The sequence below is a fragment of the Stenotrophomonas rhizophila genome (assembly GCF_003651185.1).
GTDB classification, from domain to species: domain Bacteria; phylum Pseudomonadota; class Gammaproteobacteria; order Xanthomonadales; family Xanthomonadaceae; genus Stenotrophomonas; species Stenotrophomonas maltophilia_Z.
Genome location: NZ_RCDC01000005.1, coordinates 89,486 through 105,819 on the forward strand (window position 1 = coordinate 89,486; position 16,334 = coordinate 105,819).

Consider the following 16,334-nt stretch of genomic DNA (forward strand, 5'->3'; position numbering starts at 1 on the left):
TTGCGGGATGCCGGCGCATAAGACGACGACAAAAGGAAAAAAGTTCATCGCGGGACCAGGCCGAGGATGTCGTTGTAGAACGCCAATCCCATCAGCCCGGCCAGCAGCGCCAGGCCCACATACTGCCCGGCAGCCATGGCGCGCTCGCTCAGCGGGCTGCCCTTGACCAACTCGATAAGGTAATACAGCAGGTGCCCGCCGTCCAAGATGGGGATGGGCAACAGGTTGATGATGCACAGGCTCAGCGACAGCAGGGCCAGGAAATACAGGAACCAATCCAGGCCGCGTTTGGCCGAGACATTGGCGACCCGGGCAATGGTGACCGGGCCGGAGATGTTCTGCAGCGAGGCGTTGCCGGTGACGATGCGGCGCATCATCCCCAGGGAATCGCCCGCCATCCGGGCGGTTTCGCGCAGGGCTACCGGCACTGCCGCAAACGGCCCGAACTTGAGTTCGGCATCGTAGGCCGGGGCGTGGGTCTCCGGGAAACCGATGCCGATCTGCCAGGTCGGCTGGCCACGGCCGTCCACGCCCTGGCGGGGGGTGATCTCCAGCGCCAGCCGCTCGCCGCCGCGCAGGACGTCGATCATGCCGGGGCCGCCACGCTGGCCGAGCGCGGCGATCTGCGCCGGCACCTGGTCGGCGCCTTCGATGCGCTGGCCGTCCACGGCCACGATCAGGTCGCCCGGCACCAGCACGCCCTGGGCAGCCGCGTCGGGCAGTACCTTGTCCACCAGCGCCGGCTGCAGCCAGAACTGCCAGCTCAACCCGGTCAGCTGGGGCACGCGGCGTTCATCGAAGCCGGCCGGCAGCTGCGACAGCGGCAGGGTGCGGGTGCGCACCTGGTCCAGGCCGTCGAGGACCTCGACCTTGGCATCGTGACGATCCATCGCCGCAGTGGTCAGCGCCATGCTGGCCTCGCCGGCGGTGGCCACGCTGCGGCCATCGACTTTCACCACGCGGTCGCCGGCCTGCAGCCCGGCGGTCTGGGCCATCCCGGTGGTGCGGCCGATGGTGGCCGAATAATCCTGTTTCCCGATCACGAACATCGCCCACAGCAGGGCGATGCACAGGATCAGGTTGGCGGCCGGACCGGCGGCGACCACCGCGATCCGCTGCCACACGGTCTTGTGGTTGAAGGCCTGGCCGCGCTCGGCCGGGTGCACTTCCACCTCGCGCTCGTCCAGCATCTTCACGTAGCCGCCCAGCGGAATGGCGGCGATCGCGAATTCGGTGCCGGCGCGGTTGCGGCGCGACCACAGCGGCTTGCCAAATCCGACAGAGAAGCGCAGCACCTTGATCCCGCAACGGCGGGCTACCCAGTAATGGCCGAACTCGTGGAATGTCACCAGCAGGCCAAGGCTGACGATCATCCACCAGACGGATCCGATGAAATCACCCATGGTGATCAGCACTGTAAGGGGGCGTATGGGGCATTCAGGCGTGGTCGATGGCGGCTTGGGTGATCTGGCGGGCGCGCTGATCGGCGGTCAGCAGGCCCTCCAGTGTATCGGCGGACTCGCTCGACAGTGTTGACAGAGCGTTAGCGACCAGCGCTGGAATGGCAAGGAAAGCTGCCCGCCCCTGAAGAAACGCTGAAACCGCGACTTCATTGGCTGCATTGAGGATCGCCGGGGCGGTGCCACCGGCGGCCATCGCCTGCCAGGCGAGCTTCAGGCACGGGAAGGCCTCGGTGTCCGGGGCTTCGAAATCCAGCCGCCCCTGGGTCAGCAGATCCAGCCCGCCGACCCCGGATTCGATCCGTTGCGGCCAGCCCAGGCCGACGGCCAGGGTGGTGCGCATGTCCGGCAGGCCCATCTGGGCCAGGGTGGAGCCATCGACGAATTCGACCAGCGAATGCACCAGGCTCTGCGGGTGGACCAGCACGTCGATGCGCTCGCCGGGCACGCCGAACAGATGATGGGCTTCGATGACTTCGAGCCCTTTGTTCATCAACGTCGCCGAATCGACCGAGATCTTCGGGCCCATGGACCACTTCGGGTGGGCCACGGCCTGGGCCGGAGTGACCTGTGCCAGCTGCTCGCGGGTGCGGCCACGGAACGGGCCGCCGGAGGCGGTCAGGATGATCCGGCGCACGCCGGCCCCATCGAGACTCGCGTCGCGGGAGCGCAGGCACTGGAAGATCGCGCTGTGCTCGCTGTCGATCGGGATGATCTCCGCCCCGCCGGCCGCGGCCTGGCGCATCAGCAGCTCGCCGGCCAGCACCAGCGACTCCTTGTTGGCCAGCAGGATCCGCTTGCCGGCCGCCGCGGCGGCCAGGGTCGAGGACAGCCCGGCGGCCCCCACGATGGCGGCGACCAGGGTGTCGCAGGCATCACTGGCGGCCAGCTGATCCAGCGCCGCAGCGCCCGCATGGGCCCGGGTGGCCAGGCCGGCGTCACGCAGGCCGTCGCGCAGGGCGGCATACCGCGATTCATCGGCAATCACGGCATGCGCCGGGCGGTGCACGGCGCACAGCGCGACCAGCGCATCGACCTGGCGGCCGGCGGCCAGCACAGTGACCTGGTAGCGGTCCGGATGGCGCGCGATCACGTCCAGCGCGGATGCGCCGATCGAACCGGTGGCGCCGAAGACGGCGACCTGGCGGGGGGCGGAAGCGCTGGCCATGGTTAGAACCCGAAGATTTCCTTGCCGAGTGCGAACACCGGCAGGGCGGCGAGAACGCCGTCGATACGATCGAGCACGCCGCCATGGCCCGGGATGATATGGCCCGAATCCTTGGCACCGGCGTGGCGCTTGATCAGGCTCTCATAGAGATCGCCCAGCACCGAGGCAAACACGGTGACCACGGCGGTGATCACCAGGCCGACCAGATGGCCGCTGTCGATCCCGGCCAGCCAGCCGAAGCCCAGCGCCACGATCAGGCCGGCGACCATGCCGCCCCCCAGGCCTTCCCAGGTCTTGTTGGGGCTGATCCGCGGGGCCAGCTTGGTGCGCCCGAAGGTGCGGCCGGCGAAGTAGGCGCCCGAATCGGCGGCCCAGACCACGGCCAGCGCGGTCAGCAGCCACAGGTGACCGTTGTCACCGCTGGCATGGATGAGCACCAGCGAGGTCCAGGCCGGAACGATCGCCAGGGTGCCGGCCAGCAGCTTGAGCGCACGTGCCGGGCTGCTCGGGCTGGCGCCGAAGTTGAAGAAGCGCAGCCACAGCAGCGCCATCAACCACCAGCCGATGCCGATCAGTGCGGCGATCTGGTACAGCACCAGCGAGCCGGCATCGGCCCACACGATCAGCACCATCAGCACCAGATTCAGCACCAGCAGCACGGTGCGGGCGAGGGTGTCTTCCACGTCGGCCAGCTTCAGCCATTCCCACAGGCCAATCAGGAACACGGCGGCCGCCGCGGCGGCCAGCCACTGGGTGGGCAGCATCAGGATGGCGAGAATGGCGACCGGCGCCATGATCAGCGCGGCGATGACTCGGGTCTTGGTCATGGGGAAGAGGTCTCGGTGGCCAAGGCGGCGATCTGGGCGCTGGTCAGGCCGAAACGGCGTTCACGCGCGGCATAGGCGTCGAACGCCTGCTGCAGGACGGCGGCGTCGAACTCGGGCCACAGTACGTCGGTGAACCACAGTTCGGTATAGGCCAGCTGCCAGAGCAGGAAATTGCTGATGCGGGTATCGCCACCGGTGCGGATGAACAGGTCCGGCGGTGGCAGGTCGGCCAGGGCCACGCGGCTGCTGAGCATCGCTTCGTCGATCTGCTCGGGCAGCAGGCGACCGGCCGCGACCTCGGCAGCGAGCTCGCGCGCGGCGCGGGCGATGTCCTGGCGGCCGCCGTAGCTGGCGGCGATGCTCAGGGTCATCGCACGGTTGCCGGCGGTGCGCTGTTCGGCCAGCTGCATGCGGCTGACCAGCCCGGCGCCGAAGCGCTCACGCTCGCCGATGAAACGTACGCGCACGCCACGGCGATGCAGCTCGTCCACTTCGCGGTCGAGCGCATTGAGGAACAGCTTCATCAGCGCGTCGACCTCATCGCTCGGCCGGCCCCAGTTTTCACTGGAGAAGGCGAACAGGGTCAGCGCGGCGATGCCGTGGTCGAGGCAGAAATCGATGGTGCGGTTGACCGCGCGCGCACCGGCACGATGGCCGATCACGCGCGGGCGACGACGCTTCTGCGCCCAACGCCCGTTGCCATCCATGATGATGGCAACGTGGCGCGGCACGGGCGCGTCGGAACTGCTGGTCGGGGCCTGGGACATAGGGCTCAGACCGCCATCAGTTCCTTTTCTTTCTCGGCGACAACACTATCGACGTCCTTGATGGACTTGTCGGTCAGCTTCTGGATGTCGTCTTCGCCGCGCTTCTTGTCGTCTTCGCTGATCGCCTTGTCCTTGATCAGGGTGGCGATCGCCTTGTTGGCGTCCTGGCGGATGTTGCGGATGGCGATCTTGGCGCCTTCGCCTTCCTTCTGCACCTGCTTGCCCAGCTCCTTGCGGCGCTCTTCGGTCGGCGGCGGCAGGTTCAGGCGGATGACGGTGCCGGCCACGTTCGGGGTCAGGCCGAGGTCGGAGGCATAGATCGCCTTTTCCACGTCCTTGATCATGCCCTTGTCGAACAGCGTGATGACCAGCGAATGGCCCTCGGAGACGCTGATCGAGGCGACCTGGTTCAAGGGGGTGTCGGTGCCGTAGGCCTTGACGGTGATGCGATCCAGCAGGGCCGGGGAAGCACGGCCGGTGCGGATGGAGGTGAGGGTGTGCTTCAGAGCATCGATGCTCTTTGCCATGCGCGTCTGCGCGTCCTGCTTGATTTCGTTGAGCATCGCCCGAATCCTGGATGTAACTGGGAATCGGGCGATTATAGGCGAAGAAGGGGCTTCGCCGGGCCGTTCAGGGCGCCCGGTGTGGGGCGCCGCTCAGGCTCAGGTGTTGTCGCGGCCCTGCACCAGGGTGCCGATGTTGTCGCCGTGCAGGATCTTGAGCAGCTCGCCCGGCTGGCCCATGTCGAACACGCGCAGCGGCAGATCGCTGTCACGGGCCAGCGCGAAGGCGGCGGTATCCATCACTTCCAGCCCGCGACGGATCACTTCGTCGTAGGTCAGGCTGTCGAAACGGACCGCATCGCTGTACTTGTTCGGATCCTTGTCGTACACGCCGTCCACCTTGGTGGCCTTCAGCAGCAGGTCCGCGCCGATCTCGATCGCACGCAGGGCCGCGCCGGAATCGGTGGTGAAGAACGGGCTGCCGACGCCGGCGGCAAAGATCACCAGGCGGCCCTTTTCCAGATGGCGGATGGCGCGGCGACGGATGTAATCCTCGCAGACGTCGTTGATCTTGATCGCGCTCATCACGCGGGCCTTGGCGCCCAGCTTCTCCAGGGCGTCCTGCATGGCCAGCGCGTTGATCACGGTGGCGAGCATGCCCATCTGGTCGCCGGTCACCCGGTCCATGCCGCCTGCCGCCAGGCCGGCACCGCGGAAGATGTTGCCGCCGCCGATCACCAGGGCCACTTCGGCACCGGCGGCCTGCGCTTCCATCACCTCACGGGCGAGGCGGTGGATCACCTTGGGGTCGATGCCGTAGTCCTCGTCTCCCATCAGCGCCTCCCCGGAAACTTTCAACAGGATGCGGCGATAGGCGAGCTTTGACATGGCGATCTCTGGATGCGTGGAAAACGCCCGGATTCTACTGGAAGCCGGGCCATCGGGCAGCATAAATTTGCTGCACTGCGGCGTAGGCAGGCGCTGCGACGGCCGCGATCACGGCGCCGCGCGCCGGTCGGGCTCAGGCCGGCGCGGTACTGGGCGAGCGCGCGATGACGCGGTTGCGGCCCAGGTTCTTGGAGCGGTACAGCACGTCGTCGGCGGCTTTCAGCAGGTCCTGAACATCGGCGAAACGCTCGTAGCCCCCCTGGGTGGCCACGCCGGCGGAGAAGGTCACGAACAGTGGGCCACCGGCCGCTTCGGCCATCGGTGTGTTGACGATCGTGGCCAGTACCCGCCGGACCACTTCCAGTGCGACCGGCTCGGTGGTATTGGGCAGCAGCGCGATGAATTCCTCGCCGCCGAAACGGGCCACCGTATCGCTGTTGCGCAACTGCTCCTGCAGCTTGGTGGCGAACATGCGCAGCACCTGGTCACCCATGAGGTGGCCGTGGGCATCGTTGATCTTCTTGAAATCGTCCAGGTCGATGAAGGCGACCGAGAGTGGCCAGCCATGACGGGAGGCGCGCAGGAATTCCTGTTCGAGCACGGCTTCGAGCTGGCGGCGGTTGAGCACCCCGGTCAGTGCATCGCGGTGGGCCTGCTCGGCCAGCCGATTGGCGCGCGCCTCGAATTCATCCGCACGCTGGCGGGCCAGGGCGGCGTCCTGCATCTCGCGCAGGTTGCGCAGCGTGGCCAGCTCCTGGGCATGGTCGATCAGCTGCTGCACGCGCGAGGGCGAGAACAGCGGGGTCTCGAACAGGGTGCTGATATCCGGCAGCGATTCGCCGATGCGGGCCAGCACCTGGTCGAACTGGGCGCTGTCCAGGCCGAGGGTGTCGTGCACGCGCTGCAGGGCGTGTTCGCGGGCGGCATCGGCATCGGTGCCGAGCCAGATATCGGCCACGGCGCCGGACAGGGCGACGCAGTTCTGGAAATTGTCGTCGCCGGTGGCGGGCGATTCGCTGTGCGCGATGCTGTCCACCAGGTAGCGGGGCAGGCCCCATTCCTCGGCCACCCACGCCCCGACATCGGCATGGCTGCACTGCAGGTGTTCGCGCTCCAGTGCGACCAGGGCGTCGTTGTCGGCCGCCTGGCGCAGCAGCGGGAGATAGGTTTCCGGCTGCGCCTGGGCGAGGGCGAGCACGCCGATGTCCTGCAGCAGGCCGGCCAGCATCAGTTCCTCGGCTTTGCGCAGGCCGCGGGCCTGGCCGAGCAGGCTGGCTGCCAGCGCGCTGAGGATGCTGCGGCGCCACGCGCGCTCGCGCAGGTCCTGGCCGTCGCCGGCCGCGGTCAGGTTCTGGGTGACGGTGAAGCCCAGTGCCAGGCTGACGGTGGCATTCAGGCCGAGCATGGTCAGTGCCTGGCCGAGGTTCTCGATGCGCCGGCGGCTGGCATACAGCGGTGAATTGGCGATGCGCAGCATGCGGGCACTCAGCGCCATGTCGATGGCGATGATGTCGGCGGCGGTGGTGATGTCCGCTTCCGGATCCTGCGCCAGTTCGATGATGCGCAGGGCAATACCGGGCGGGGAGGGCAGGTTGCGGCAGAGCGCCAGGGCGGCTGTCAGCTCGGGAGGCATGGCGGGCTTTTCAGTGTGTTGGGGCAAGAATACCTGAGGTGCATCACAGTTTCGTCCTTGATTTCTTGCGTTGACGCGGCAGATCGGTTTGGGAGTATTGCCCTGATCCGGCACACAAAGCAAAGCCAATGGACAAAAAAAAGAAGCCGCGGAGTCCGCGGCTTCTTTCGTAACACATTCAAGCGGTGAAGATCAGGCCAGACCGGCCTGCTTCATCACTTCGGCGGCGTAATCTTCCACCACCTTCTCGATGCCTTCGCCGACCGCCAGGCGCTGGAAGCCGACCACATCGGCACCGGCGGCCTTGAGGACCTGCTCGACCGACTGGTTGGTGTCCAGCACGTACGGCTGGCCGTACAGGGTCACTTCGTTGACGATCTTGGCGATCTTGCCGCTGATGATCTTTTCCAGGATATCGGCCGGCTTGGACTTGTCCTTGTCGGACATCTTGGCCAGTTCGATTTCCTTTTCCTTGGCAACGAACTCGGCCGGCACATCGGCGGCCTTGTTGTGCGGCGGGTTCATGGCAGCCACGTGCATGGCCAGGCCACGGGCCAGCTCTTCGTTGCCGCCGGCCAGTTCAACCAGCACGCCGATGCGGCCGCCGTGCACGTAGGCAGCGACGTTGTTGGTCGATTCCAGGCGCACGATGCGACGCACGTCGACCTTCTCGCCGACCTTGGCGATGACGGCAGCGCGGGCTTCTTCGATCGTCTCGCCGGACGGCAGCTTGGCGGCCTTCAGGGTGTCGATGTCGGCAGCGCCCGAGCTCAGCGCGGTGGCAGCAACCGCCTTGGTGAAGTCCAGGAAGTTGCTGTCCTTGGCGACGAAGTCGGTTTCCGAGTTGACTTCGACCAGCACGGCCTTGCCGCCGTCCTGAGCCGCCACGATGATGCCTTCGGCAGCCACGCGGTCAGCCTTCTTGTCGGCCTTGGCCAGGCCGGACTTGCGCAGCCATTCGGCCGAGGCGTCGATGTTGCCGCCGTTTTCGACGAGTGCCTTCTTGCACTCCATCATGCCGGCGCCAGTGCGCTCGCGCAGTTCCTTGACCAGGGAAGCAGTGATTTCCACGGGATTTCCTCACGAAAGAAAGGGGTTGGGCCGGCATGGTGGCCGGCCCGTGTGACAGGTGTCCTGTCGTCGCGCCAACGGCAGCGGACAGGAGCGGTGGGCGCGCTGCGCCCACCGCGGGCCTGGATCAGGCCTGGGCTTCGCCAGCGGCCGGAGCGTCGGCCGCCGGGGCTTCAGCGGCCGGGGCTTCAGCGGTCGGAGCGGCAGCAGCCGGAGCAGCAGCCTTCTTGGCCGGCGCGCGGCGGGCCGGCTTGGCTTCTTCGCCAGCAGCGGCTTCGCTGAACTCTTCTTCGCGGACGGTGGCGGCGTGCGGCGCAGCAGCCTTGCCTTCCAGCACGGCGTCGGCAGCGGCGCGGGCGTACAGCTGCACAGCGCGGATGGCGTCGTCGTTGCCCGGGATCGCGTAATCGACCAGTTCCGGGTTGTAGTTGGTATCGACAACAGCGATCACCGGGATGCCGAGCTTCTTGGCTTCCTTGATGGCGATGTCTTCGTGGCCGATATCGATGACGAAGATCGCGTCGGGCAGGCGGTTCATGTCCTTGATGCCGCCCAGCGAGGCTTCCAGCTTGTCGCGCTCGCGACGCAGGCCCAGCACTTCGTGCTTGACCAGCTTGTCGAAGCTGCCGTCGGTCTCACCGGCTTCCAGTTCCTTCAGGCGGGCAACCGACTGCTTCACGGTACGGAAGTTGGTCAGGGTGCCGCCCAGCCAACGCTGGTTCATGAAGGGCATGCCGCAACGCTCGGCTTCTTCACGGATCGACTCGCGGGCGCTGCGCTTGGTGCCCAGGAACAGGATGGTGCCGCGCTTCTGCGCAACGCTGGAAATGAAGTTCATCGCGTCATTGAAGAGCGGAACGGTCTTTTCCAGGTTGATGATGTGGATCTTGCCGCGGGCGCCGAAGATGTACTGGCCCATCTTGGGGTTCCAGTAACGGGTCTGGTGGCCGAAATGGACGCCGGCTTCCAGCATCTGACGCATGGTGACCTGGGGCATTGCAGTAACTCCTGATAGGGAACCGGCCGCCACGGGTAATAGTTGGGCGGTCCGCCGTGAGGCGGGAGGTTCCGGGGTTTGGCTTCCCTGTCGCTTCCGTGACCGAACTCCTTGCGGAGCACCCCGGCACGGATATGGGCGGCAGGTGTGGATTCACCGGTGACGTCCGGTGTTGACGTGTTCCCTGCTTCGATGAGGCAGGAGATCCGGTCGATTATAGCCCGGCCTGGGCCGGGGCTGCAATCTCGGGCGCGGCGGCGGGCAGGGCAGCCTCTGCTGCGTGGTCCAGGCGGGCCTGGAAGTGGCCGCCAACATACTGATCGGGCCGGAAGGGAAGCGCCCAGGTCCGCGTCTGGCGGGGCAGCACATAGCCGGCAAGGCCCGCTATCACGACCTGGCGGGCCCCAGTGCGGTCGACGAACACCAGGTCGGCCACGTGGGCGTGGCGCGCGCCACCATTGTAAAGCTGCACGTGCGCGGCCAAGCCCGGCTGGAGCCGTGCCTGCAGTGCCGGTGCCACTGCGGGTGCTTGAAGCGGGTCCAGGAACACCGGCAACGAGTAGCGCGGGGCCGTCGCCGCAGGCAGCGCCGGATCCGGGCTGATGACCAGCCGATACGCCTGTTGGACCTGTTCGGGGGCGGCGCCGAGCCGGACCACGCGCAGGCGCTGCCGCTGGCCGGGCGCGATGTCCAGTACGGACGGGCTCAGCGCCACGTCCTCGGCCGGCTGCAGGCGCTCGTCGTTTTCTTCCTGTTCCCAGCGATACAGCCGGGCCTGGCCGGACCATCGCACCGGATCGGGGTTGTCCAGCCACAGATCGACGTCGGCCTGCTCGGCAGGCAGCAGCACGCGGGTGGTGGAAAGCTGCACGGCCCTCGCATCGGCTGCAGGCAGGGCCAGGGCCAGGGCAAGTGCGGCAAGCCCGCGCATCAGTAGGTCACCGTAGCCCGGTCAGGCCGGTCGCCGCGGAGCAGTTCCACCGGGGTCAACGCCTGCACCTGCATGGGCACCGGCGTGGGAGCATCGCTGCGCTGGTGCGGCATCGCGCAGTCCGGCCGCGCCCCGCGCAGGGCCGTGGTCGTGCAGTCGGCCACGATGCGGAGCTGGATGCGCAGGCCGCCCTGCGACTGCGCGGTGGCGGGCAATGCCGTGAATCCGGCGAGCAGGAGCAGGCAGGCCGGGGCGGGGGGGAGCCGTCTCAGGATCATCGAACATCGCAGGAAAGGGGCCTGCCCATTATCGGCCAGACTGCCGCCGGTCTTGAGGGCGAGGCGGGATCAGTAGGTAATGTTCACCGTGATCACATCGTTGTAGCTGCCCTGGGCCGGCAGGCTGCCGGAGGTGGGCGGCGCCCGCCCGTACACCGTCAGCGTCTGGGTGCCGCCGGTGCCGGTGCCGGGGACGGTGTCCACCCCGATGGTGTTGCCCCAGCGCTGGCTGCGGCCACTGTCGCGGTACAGCTCGTAGGCAATGAAGTAGCTCGGATTGGTGGCGTGCTGCATGCGCCGGGTGGTCGTTCCGAGCACGTGCTGGCCGTTGTCCAGGCCGATGGTGTACGCGGTGCGGTTGATGCAGGTCAGGCCGATGGTCGAGGTGCGGTCGATGTTGCCGGTAATGGCGCCGGCATTGCTGCCGAAGTCCATATCGGTGGTGACATACGTACTGCATTGCGGCAGGACGTTGGCAGTGACCGTGAACGGGAAGCCGGAGGCAACGGTCTTGTTGCCGGTCGCGCCGCCGCCGGCCGGGGTCGTGCAGGCGGGCGGTGGGGAGGCGGTACCGAGCAGTACTTCGTTGTAGGCGAAGCGAACCGTGGTGTCGGCGGCGGCGAAGCTGCTGCTGAAGCTTCCTGCGGAGAGCGTCTGCCCGGCCGGAACCTGGCCATAGATGGTGACGGTGACCGTGCCGCTGCCGCCGGTCAGCAACGGCACGTTGTAGTTGAGGTCGATCACCTGCGCGCCCGGGTTGCTGCCCGGGGTCAGCCCCCAGATCGTGCTGCGGGTGGCATTGGTATACAGCTGGAACGCCATGGTGTCGGTCGTGGCGTTGCGCAGGCTGCGCGTGGGCTGGGTGGCGCTGCCGCCGCTGCCGTTGCCGATGCCCAGGCAGGCGCGCACCGACGCGGTCGCCAGCAGGCTCAGGGCGGCCGTGCTGCAGGTGATGGTGAAAGTAGTGGTGGTGTTGGTGACGCTGGCAGACCCGTTGGTGATGGTTCCGAACGCGAGGGTGACCGGGGTGGTGACCACGCAGTTGGTGTCGGCATGCGCGGAGCGGCTGCCGAACAGGGCCAGCGCGGCCACCAGCAGCAGGGCGAGCGCGCGGATCACGGCGATGGCCCGGCGATGCAGCGCAGCGGCCCCAGTCGGCGCGGATGCGGCTCGCTGGGGCTGGGGGGCTCCAGGGCCACCGTGCATGGGCCGCGCGCGGTGTCGATCCGCAGGGTGAGCGGTAGGGTCACGTCCTCCAGGTAGGTCTGGCCGTCGTAACCGATGATCGCCGTGCGCGCCCCGGCCAGATGGACCACGCTGCCGGGTGCCAGCGGCTGGCCGCTGTCATCGTGCAGTACAAGGGTGAGGGGGTGGGTGCGGCGCAGGCCGAAATCCACGCCGATTCCGGCGCTCTGGCGCGGCGTGACCCAGCGGTCGACCTCGGCGGCGCGGATGTCTGCCGGCAGGTCCAGGGTGTCGATCGAGAGCCGGTTGCGCTGCCAGGACAGCAACGGCGTCACCAGCAGCAGGCCGTTGTGGTCGGTGCTGCCGATCAGGCGGTTTTCCAGCCGTACCGGTACCCCGGCGAACCTGCCGGTGGAGACCACGGCGAACGCATCGGGCACTTCGCGTGCGGCGAACACGTGCCCCCCCATCCAGACCAGGCTGCCGCTGGCGCTGGCATAGCCGTAATCGGTGTCGCCCTGGCGCGAGTACCCCAGTGCGTAGCGTCCGACCCGGTTGAGCCAGCCCACTTCACCCAGGCCGCCGCCGCCATCGTCGCCGCCGCGCGCCTGCAGGCGCCAACCGACCCCGCCCTGGCTGCCGTCGCCGGGCACCGGCTGGGACACGTCGGCCACGTAGGTGGTGTTCTCGCCGTTGCGCTGGGTGGACAGGCTGGCCTGGCGGTTGCGCCCAAGCGCGGCCGACAGCGACAGGTAGATGCTGCGATCGTTGCTCTCGTCCAGGTTCTGGTTGACCGACAGGTACGTGGACCAGCGGCGTCCGAGGTTGGCCGACCAGAACAGGCTGGCGTAGCGGTTGTCCTCACCATCGCGGTAGCGCAGGCGCAGGTAGCTGGCACTGATCGCCCCGGCCGCGTCCAGGTTCACGCCCAGCGTGGCCTGTTCGCTGATCTGCGCAGGCAGGCTGTCTTGCAGCGCACCCAGGTCACGATAGTCGCCGTGGGTGCGTCGGCTGGACAGGTTGACGTTGAATCGGCGGTTGTTCCAGCTGTACCCCAGCCCGTACTGGCCGCCGTCGCGGCCGTCCTGGCGGCTGTGAACGTAGGCGGCATTGAACACCCCGGCGGCGCCCAGCAGCCACCAGCCGCCGGCGCCGGCATTGCGCACGCCGCCACCGCCCTCGGCATGCAGTTCGGCGGTGAACCGGTCGCTGACGCCGTAACGCCAAGTGCCGCTTCCCACGGTCTGCGCCTCGTAGGCGAACGAGCGGATGCCATAGTCCCGGCGCATGCGTCCCACGCCCGCCGACCAGTCCGACAGGCCCTGCGCCAGCAACTGCTGGGTGCCGTAGAAGGCGAAGTCCAGTGTCTGCATGCGGCCGAATGCATCGGTGATCACCACCTGGGCATTGCCGGTGCCGTTGATGCCCGGCTGTGCGGCCAGCTGGAACGGTCCGACCGGCACCTGGCCGTTGTACTGGCGCAATCCGTCGACATACAGCTCGACGTTGGAAGGCACCACCGCTTCGCCGAGGAAGGTCGGGGTCGGGGTCAGCAGGCGATACGGCTGCAGGCCATAGTTGCGTCCAATCTGGATGCCGCCCATCCGCACCGGCCGGCTCCAGTCGACGAAGCCACTGTAGAAATCGCCGACGGTCAGGGTCAGCGCTGCGTCGGGGAAATCCAGTTGCCAATGGGTGTCCAGGCGCACGCTGTCGGTCCGCCAGCCTTGCCGGGGAACCTCGTAGATGCGCTGCACGGTGCTGTTCTCCAGCACGCCATTGCCGAGCCCGAACAGCCGCAGTTCGCTTGTGAGTGCCAGGTTGCCGCCGGCCTCACTGTGGCTGCCATAAACGTCGTAGTTGAGGAGTGCTCCGGGTGAGGCGGAGGCATGCGGGGTAGTTTCCTGTGCCCGCTCGAGCCGGGTGGTCGGCAGTGCGAGCTGGTCCAGTGGCACGTCCAGCGCGAGGGTCTGCAGGGAGGCGTCGTAGCGCAGCACCACGCCGGCCAGACGGTCCAGTGGCACCGCCGCGTCGCCCTGCGCGGGGAAGCCGAGCTGGCGCAGCGTGGCCGGCGCGGCGAACAGCCGCCCCAGTTCCTGGGTGAAGGGAAGCAGGCCACGCGGCGCGCGATTGAGGGTCACGTCCAGGTACAGGGTCTGCGGCGCGGTCAACGGGGTCGGTGCCGGCAGCACGGCGTCGCCCGACGCGCCCGAGGCCTCCAGGCCGATCTCCGCGGCGTGCATCGTCCAAGGCAGCAGGCTGGCGCTGAGCAGCATCCGCGCGCAGGCCTCAGCGAGCCGGTGGCGCGACGGGCAGTGGTGTCTGGGCCGACTCACCATTGATCCTGGCCATGAAGGTGGCTCCCGCCAGGCGGGTTGCCGAAAGCTCCAGCGGCCAGCGCATGGTCTGGCCGCCAAGGACGTAGCCCAGCAGGCCCGGATGTACGGTCTGCGGGCGCTCCGGAGTGCCGATGGCGAGGTCGGCCAACTGCGCGTACGCGCCGCCGTCGTTGCTTACTTCCAGTGCCGGGCGGCCATCATCCAGGGTGATCTGCCGTGCCCGCAGCTTGGCAGGGGCGGCCTGGACGGGTTGGACGAAGACCGGCAGCGAGTAGCGCAGCACGAACTGCATGCCGGTCCGGTTCGGATCCAGCGTCGGCAGTTCGTCGACAATCACCCGGTAGGCCAGCTGTCCTGCCGGGGCCTGCGAGTCGCTGCGCACCACCCGCACCAGCTGCTGTTGGCCAGCGGCAAGGGACTGCATCGGCGGGCTGACCTGCAGGTCGTCGGTCGGGGTCAGCTGGTCCTGGCCTCCTTGCTGGCTCCATCGGTAGACCCGCACCTGCACCTGCACCGGTGCGGTGCCGCTGTTGCTGATCCACAGCGCGTCGGCGTTCTGTCGGGGCCCCAGCTGCAGCCCGGTCGGTGCCACCTGAAGGCTGGCGGCCGGGACGGTGCCGATGGAGAGGGCAGACAGGACGCAGGCCAGTCCCAGGCGCCGCCGGAGGCGGGCCCGTGCGGTCATTGGCATGGGCTGCCCTCAGTAGGAAATGGTAGCGGTGACCGTATCCTGGTAATTACCCGTCGCGGCATTGTTGACGCTCGGGTTGGCGATCTGGCCGTACACCGTGTAGGGCACGGCCAAGCCAGTGCCGATCCCGGCCACCGTGTTGGTGCCGGTCGTGGCGCCCCAGACGTTGGCGTGGCCGGCATCCTGGTAGAGCTGGTAGCCCACGAAGTTGTTGGCGGTGACCGCGGCGTTGGTGTTCTTCATGCGCCGGGTGGTCACGTCGTTGGCGGTGCCAGCGTTGGAGCCGGCGTTCAAGGCGATCGTGTAGGGGGTCAGCGCCGAGCATTGCGCGGTGATGGTGCCCTGCGCGTTGGACGGGGTAGTGGCCGTGGACAGGGCCGAACCGAAGTCGACGTCCGTGGCGGCTGCAGCGGTGATCGTGCAGGCCTTGGTGATGATGATCTTGACGTTGAAGGTGGTGGTATCGGCCGCCAGGGCGGGCGCAGCGAGGCTGGCAAGGGCCAGGCTCAACAGGGCAGGACGGAGAAATCGCATGGGCATGCTCCTTGGACGCGGGTCCTTGCTGAACAACACGATGCTGCCGAACGGTGACGCGATGGAACGGTGTTGATCCGGTTATAGGTTTGGTCTTGTAGGTAACCCGTGAGATTTGGGCGATTCGATGGCCGTTTTCGGCATGAACATGCGATTTGAGACGTCCATCTCATTCATTCAACGACCTGACTGAACTTGCGCCCAAACCGCGGCTGTCGGTGTTCCACCCGATCCCGTTCAGATTGGCCCCGGATCGGCGATAATGGGCCCCATGAGCGTGAATCTGAAAACCCCCGAGGAAATCGAACTGATGCGCATCGCCGGCCGTCTGGCCAGCGAAGTGCTCGACATCGTCACCCCCCACGTCAAGCCGGGCGTGACGACCGAAGAGCTGGACCGCATCTGCCATGACCACATCATCAATGTGCAGAAGGCGACGCCGGCCAATGTCGGCTACCGCGGCTTCCCCAAGACGGTCTGCACGTCGGTCAACAACGTGATCTGCCACGGCATCCCCAGCGAAGCCAAGGTCCTCAAGGACGGCGACATCGTCAACATCGATGTGACCGTGATCAAGGATGGCTGGCACGGCGATACCAGCCGCATGTACTACGTCGGCACGCCGTCGGTCATGGCCAAGCGGCTGGTCGATGCGACCTACGAAGCGATGTGGCGCGGCATCCGCGCGGTCAAGCCGGGCGCGACGCTGGGTGACATCGGCCATGCGATCCAGAGCTATGCCGAAGCCGAGCGCTTCAGCGTGGTGCGCGAGTACTGCGGCCATGGCATCGGCAAGGTCTACCACGACGAACCGCAGGTGGTGCATTACGGTCGCCCCGGCCAAGGCCTGGTGCTGCAGCCCGGCATGACCTTCACCATCGAGCCGATGATCAACGAGGGCACCCGCTACAACAAGGTGCTGCCCGATGGCTGGACCGTGGTCACCAAGGACCGCAAGTTGTCGGCGCAGTGGGAGCACATGGTCGCGGTCACCGAGACCGGCGTCGACGTGCTGACCCTTTCGCCCGGCGAATCGCAGGTCTGAGCATGCTGCCGGCGAGC

16 protein-coding genes are annotated in these 16,334 nt (G+C 67.5%); 1 reads left to right on the top strand and 15 read right to left on the bottom strand.

Features of this window, described 5'->3' with window-relative positions; all coding sequences use genetic code 11:
• Positions 1 to 44: 44 nt before the first annotated feature.
• The 15 genes from rseP to BCL79_RS12080 form a co-directional block, all read right to left on the bottom strand.
• Positions 45 to 1,403 carry an RIP metalloprotease RseP gene (gene rseP / locus BCL79_RS12010; protein ID WP_102789229.1) on the bottom strand — a complete coding sequence of 453 codons (1,359 nt, stop codon included), beginning with the start codon at positions 1,401 to 1,403 and terminating at the stop codon, positions 45 to 47.
• A 34-nt stretch (positions 1,404 to 1,437) separates the two neighbouring features.
• A complete protein-coding gene (locus tag BCL79_RS12015; RefSeq protein WP_121041478.1) occupies positions 1,438 to 2,628 on the bottom strand; it encodes a 1-deoxy-D-xylulose-5-phosphate reductoisomerase in 1,191 nt (396 codons plus the stop codon).
• A gap of 2 nt (positions 2,629 to 2,630) precedes the next feature.
• Entirely contained in the window at positions 2,631 to 3,455 is an 825-nt protein-coding gene (locus tag BCL79_RS12020) for a phosphatidate cytidylyltransferase (RefSeq protein WP_121041480.1), read from the bottom strand.
• A complete protein-coding gene (gene uppS, locus BCL79_RS12025) occupies positions 3,452 to 4,222 on the bottom strand; it encodes a polyprenyl diphosphate synthase (RefSeq protein WP_121041482.1) in 771 nt (256 codons plus the stop codon). The genes BCL79_RS12020 and uppS overlap by 4 nt, the downstream gene beginning before the upstream one ends.
• A 5-nt stretch (positions 4,223 to 4,227) precedes the next feature.
• The gene (gene frr / locus BCL79_RS12030) at positions 4,228 to 4,785 is read right to left on the bottom strand and encodes a ribosome recycling factor (protein ID WP_121041484.1); all 558 of its coding nucleotides are present in this window, start codon (positions 4,783 to 4,785) and stop codon (positions 4,228 to 4,230) included.
• 99 nt (positions 4,786 to 4,884) lie between these two features.
• A complete protein-coding gene (gene pyrH / locus BCL79_RS12035) occupies positions 4,885 to 5,613 on the bottom strand; it encodes a UMP kinase (RefSeq protein ID WP_121041486.1) in 729 nt (242 codons plus the stop codon).
• A 133-nt stretch (positions 5,614 to 5,746) separates the two neighbouring features.
• Positions 5,747 to 7,246 (bottom strand): GGDEF domain-containing protein, encoded by a 1,500-nt coding sequence (locus BCL79_RS12040; protein WP_121041488.1) that lies wholly within the window; start codon positions 7,244 to 7,246, stop codon positions 5,747 to 5,749.
• 192 nt (positions 7,247 to 7,438) lie between these two features.
• Complete coding sequence (gene tsf / locus BCL79_RS12045) at positions 7,439 to 8,317, bottom strand: translation elongation factor Ts (RefSeq protein WP_088433310.1); 879 nt, start codon at positions 8,315 to 8,317, stop codon at positions 7,439 to 7,441.
• Between the two features lie 127 nt (positions 8,318 to 8,444).
• Positions 8,445 to 9,314, bottom strand: coding sequence for a 30S ribosomal protein S2 (gene rpsB / locus BCL79_RS12050; protein ID WP_121041490.1), 870 nt, complete (start codon positions 9,312 to 9,314; stop codon positions 8,445 to 8,447).
• Positions 9,315 to 9,528: 214 nt separating this feature from the next.
• Positions 9,529 to 10,245, bottom strand: coding sequence for a fimbrial biogenesis chaperone (locus tag BCL79_RS12055; RefSeq protein WP_121041492.1), 717 nt, complete (start codon positions 10,243 to 10,245; stop codon positions 9,529 to 9,531).
• Positions 10,245 to 10,460, bottom strand: coding sequence for a hypothetical protein (locus tag BCL79_RS12060; protein ID WP_226956597.1), 216 nt, complete (start codon positions 10,458 to 10,460; stop codon positions 10,245 to 10,247). Before BCL79_RS12060 ends, BCL79_RS12055 begins: the two co-directional genes overlap by 1 nt.
• Positions 10,461 to 10,592: 132 nt before the next feature.
• Entirely contained in the window at positions 10,593 to 11,639 is a 1,047-nt protein-coding gene (locus tag BCL79_RS12065) for a Csu type fimbrial protein (RefSeq protein ID WP_428999459.1), read from the bottom strand.
• Positions 11,639 to 13,984 carry a fimbria/pilus outer membrane usher protein gene (locus BCL79_RS12070; RefSeq protein ID WP_121041498.1) on the bottom strand — a complete coding sequence of 782 codons (2,346 nt, stop codon included), beginning with the start codon at positions 13,982 to 13,984 and terminating at the stop codon, positions 11,639 to 11,641. The genes BCL79_RS12065 and BCL79_RS12070 overlap by 1 nt, the downstream gene beginning before the upstream one ends.
• A gap of 13 nt (positions 13,985 to 13,997) precedes the next feature.
• A complete protein-coding gene (locus BCL79_RS12075; RefSeq protein WP_121041500.1) occupies positions 13,998 to 14,738 on the bottom strand; it encodes a fimbrial biogenesis chaperone in 741 nt (246 codons plus the stop codon).
• 9 nt (positions 14,739 to 14,747) lie between these two features.
• Positions 14,748 to 15,272 (bottom strand): Csu type fimbrial protein, encoded by a 525-nt coding sequence (locus tag BCL79_RS12080; RefSeq protein ID WP_121041502.1) that lies wholly within the window; start codon positions 15,270 to 15,272, stop codon positions 14,748 to 14,750.
• 271 nt (positions 15,273 to 15,543) lie between these two features.
• On the opposite strand from BCL79_RS12080, the gene map reads away from it, so the two are divergent.
• Positions 15,544 to 16,317: a type I methionyl aminopeptidase gene (map, locus tag BCL79_RS12085; RefSeq protein WP_121041504.1), complete on the top strand. Its 774-nt coding sequence runs from the start codon at positions 15,544 to 15,546 to the stop codon at positions 16,315 to 16,317.
• Positions 16,318 to 16,334: the final 17 nt, after the last annotated feature.

What these genes read in the sequence shown, in the direction of transcription:
- rseP (WP_102789229.1), bottom strand. Translation starts at nt 1,403, where the DNA reads ATGGGTGATTTCATCGGATCCGTCTGGTGGATGATCGTCAGCCTTGGC.
- BCL79_RS12015 (WP_121041478.1), bottom strand. Translation starts at nt 2,628, where the DNA reads ATGGCCAGCGCTTCCGCCCCCCGCCAGGTCGCCGTCTTCGGCGCCACC.
- BCL79_RS12020 (WP_121041480.1), bottom strand. Translation starts at nt 3,455, where the DNA reads ATGACCAAGACCCGAGTCATCGCCGCGCTGATCATGGCGCCGGTCGCC.
- uppS (WP_121041482.1), bottom strand. Translation starts at nt 4,222, where the DNA reads ATGTCCCAGGCCCCGACCAGCAGTTCCGACGCGCCCGTGCCGCGCCAC.
- frr (WP_121041484.1), bottom strand. Translation starts at nt 4,785, where the DNA reads ATGCTCAACGAAATCAAGCAGGACGCGCAGACGCGCATGGCAAAGAGC.
- pyrH (WP_121041486.1), bottom strand. Translation starts at nt 5,613, where the DNA reads ATGTCAAAGCTCGCCTATCGCCGCATCCTGTTGAAAGTTTCCGGGGAG.
- BCL79_RS12040 (WP_121041488.1), bottom strand. Translation starts at nt 7,246, where the DNA reads ATGCCTCCCGAGCTGACAGCCGCCCTGGCGCTCTGCCGCAACCTGCCC.
- rpsB (WP_121041490.1), bottom strand. Translation starts at nt 9,314, where the DNA reads ATGCCCCAGGTCACCATGCGTCAGATGCTGGAAGCCGGCGTCCATTTC.
- BCL79_RS12055 (WP_121041492.1), bottom strand. Translation starts at nt 10,245, where the DNA reads ATGCGCGGGCTTGCCGCACTTGCCCTGGCCCTGGCCCTGCCTGCAGCC.
- BCL79_RS12070 (WP_121041498.1), bottom strand. Translation starts at nt 13,984, where the DNA reads ATGCTGCTCAGCGCCAGCCTGCTGCCTTGGACGATGCACGCCGCGGAG.
- BCL79_RS12075 (WP_121041500.1), bottom strand. Translation starts at nt 14,738, where the DNA reads ATGCCAATGACCGCACGGGCCCGCCTCCGGCGGCGCCTGGGACTGGCC.
- BCL79_RS12080 (WP_121041502.1), bottom strand. Translation starts at nt 15,272, where the DNA reads ATGCGATTTCTCCGTCCTGCCCTGTTGAGCCTGGCCCTTGCCAGCCTC.
- map (WP_121041504.1), top strand. Translation starts at nt 15,544, where the DNA reads ATGAGCGTGAATCTGAAAACCCCCGAGGAAATCGAACTGATGCGCATC.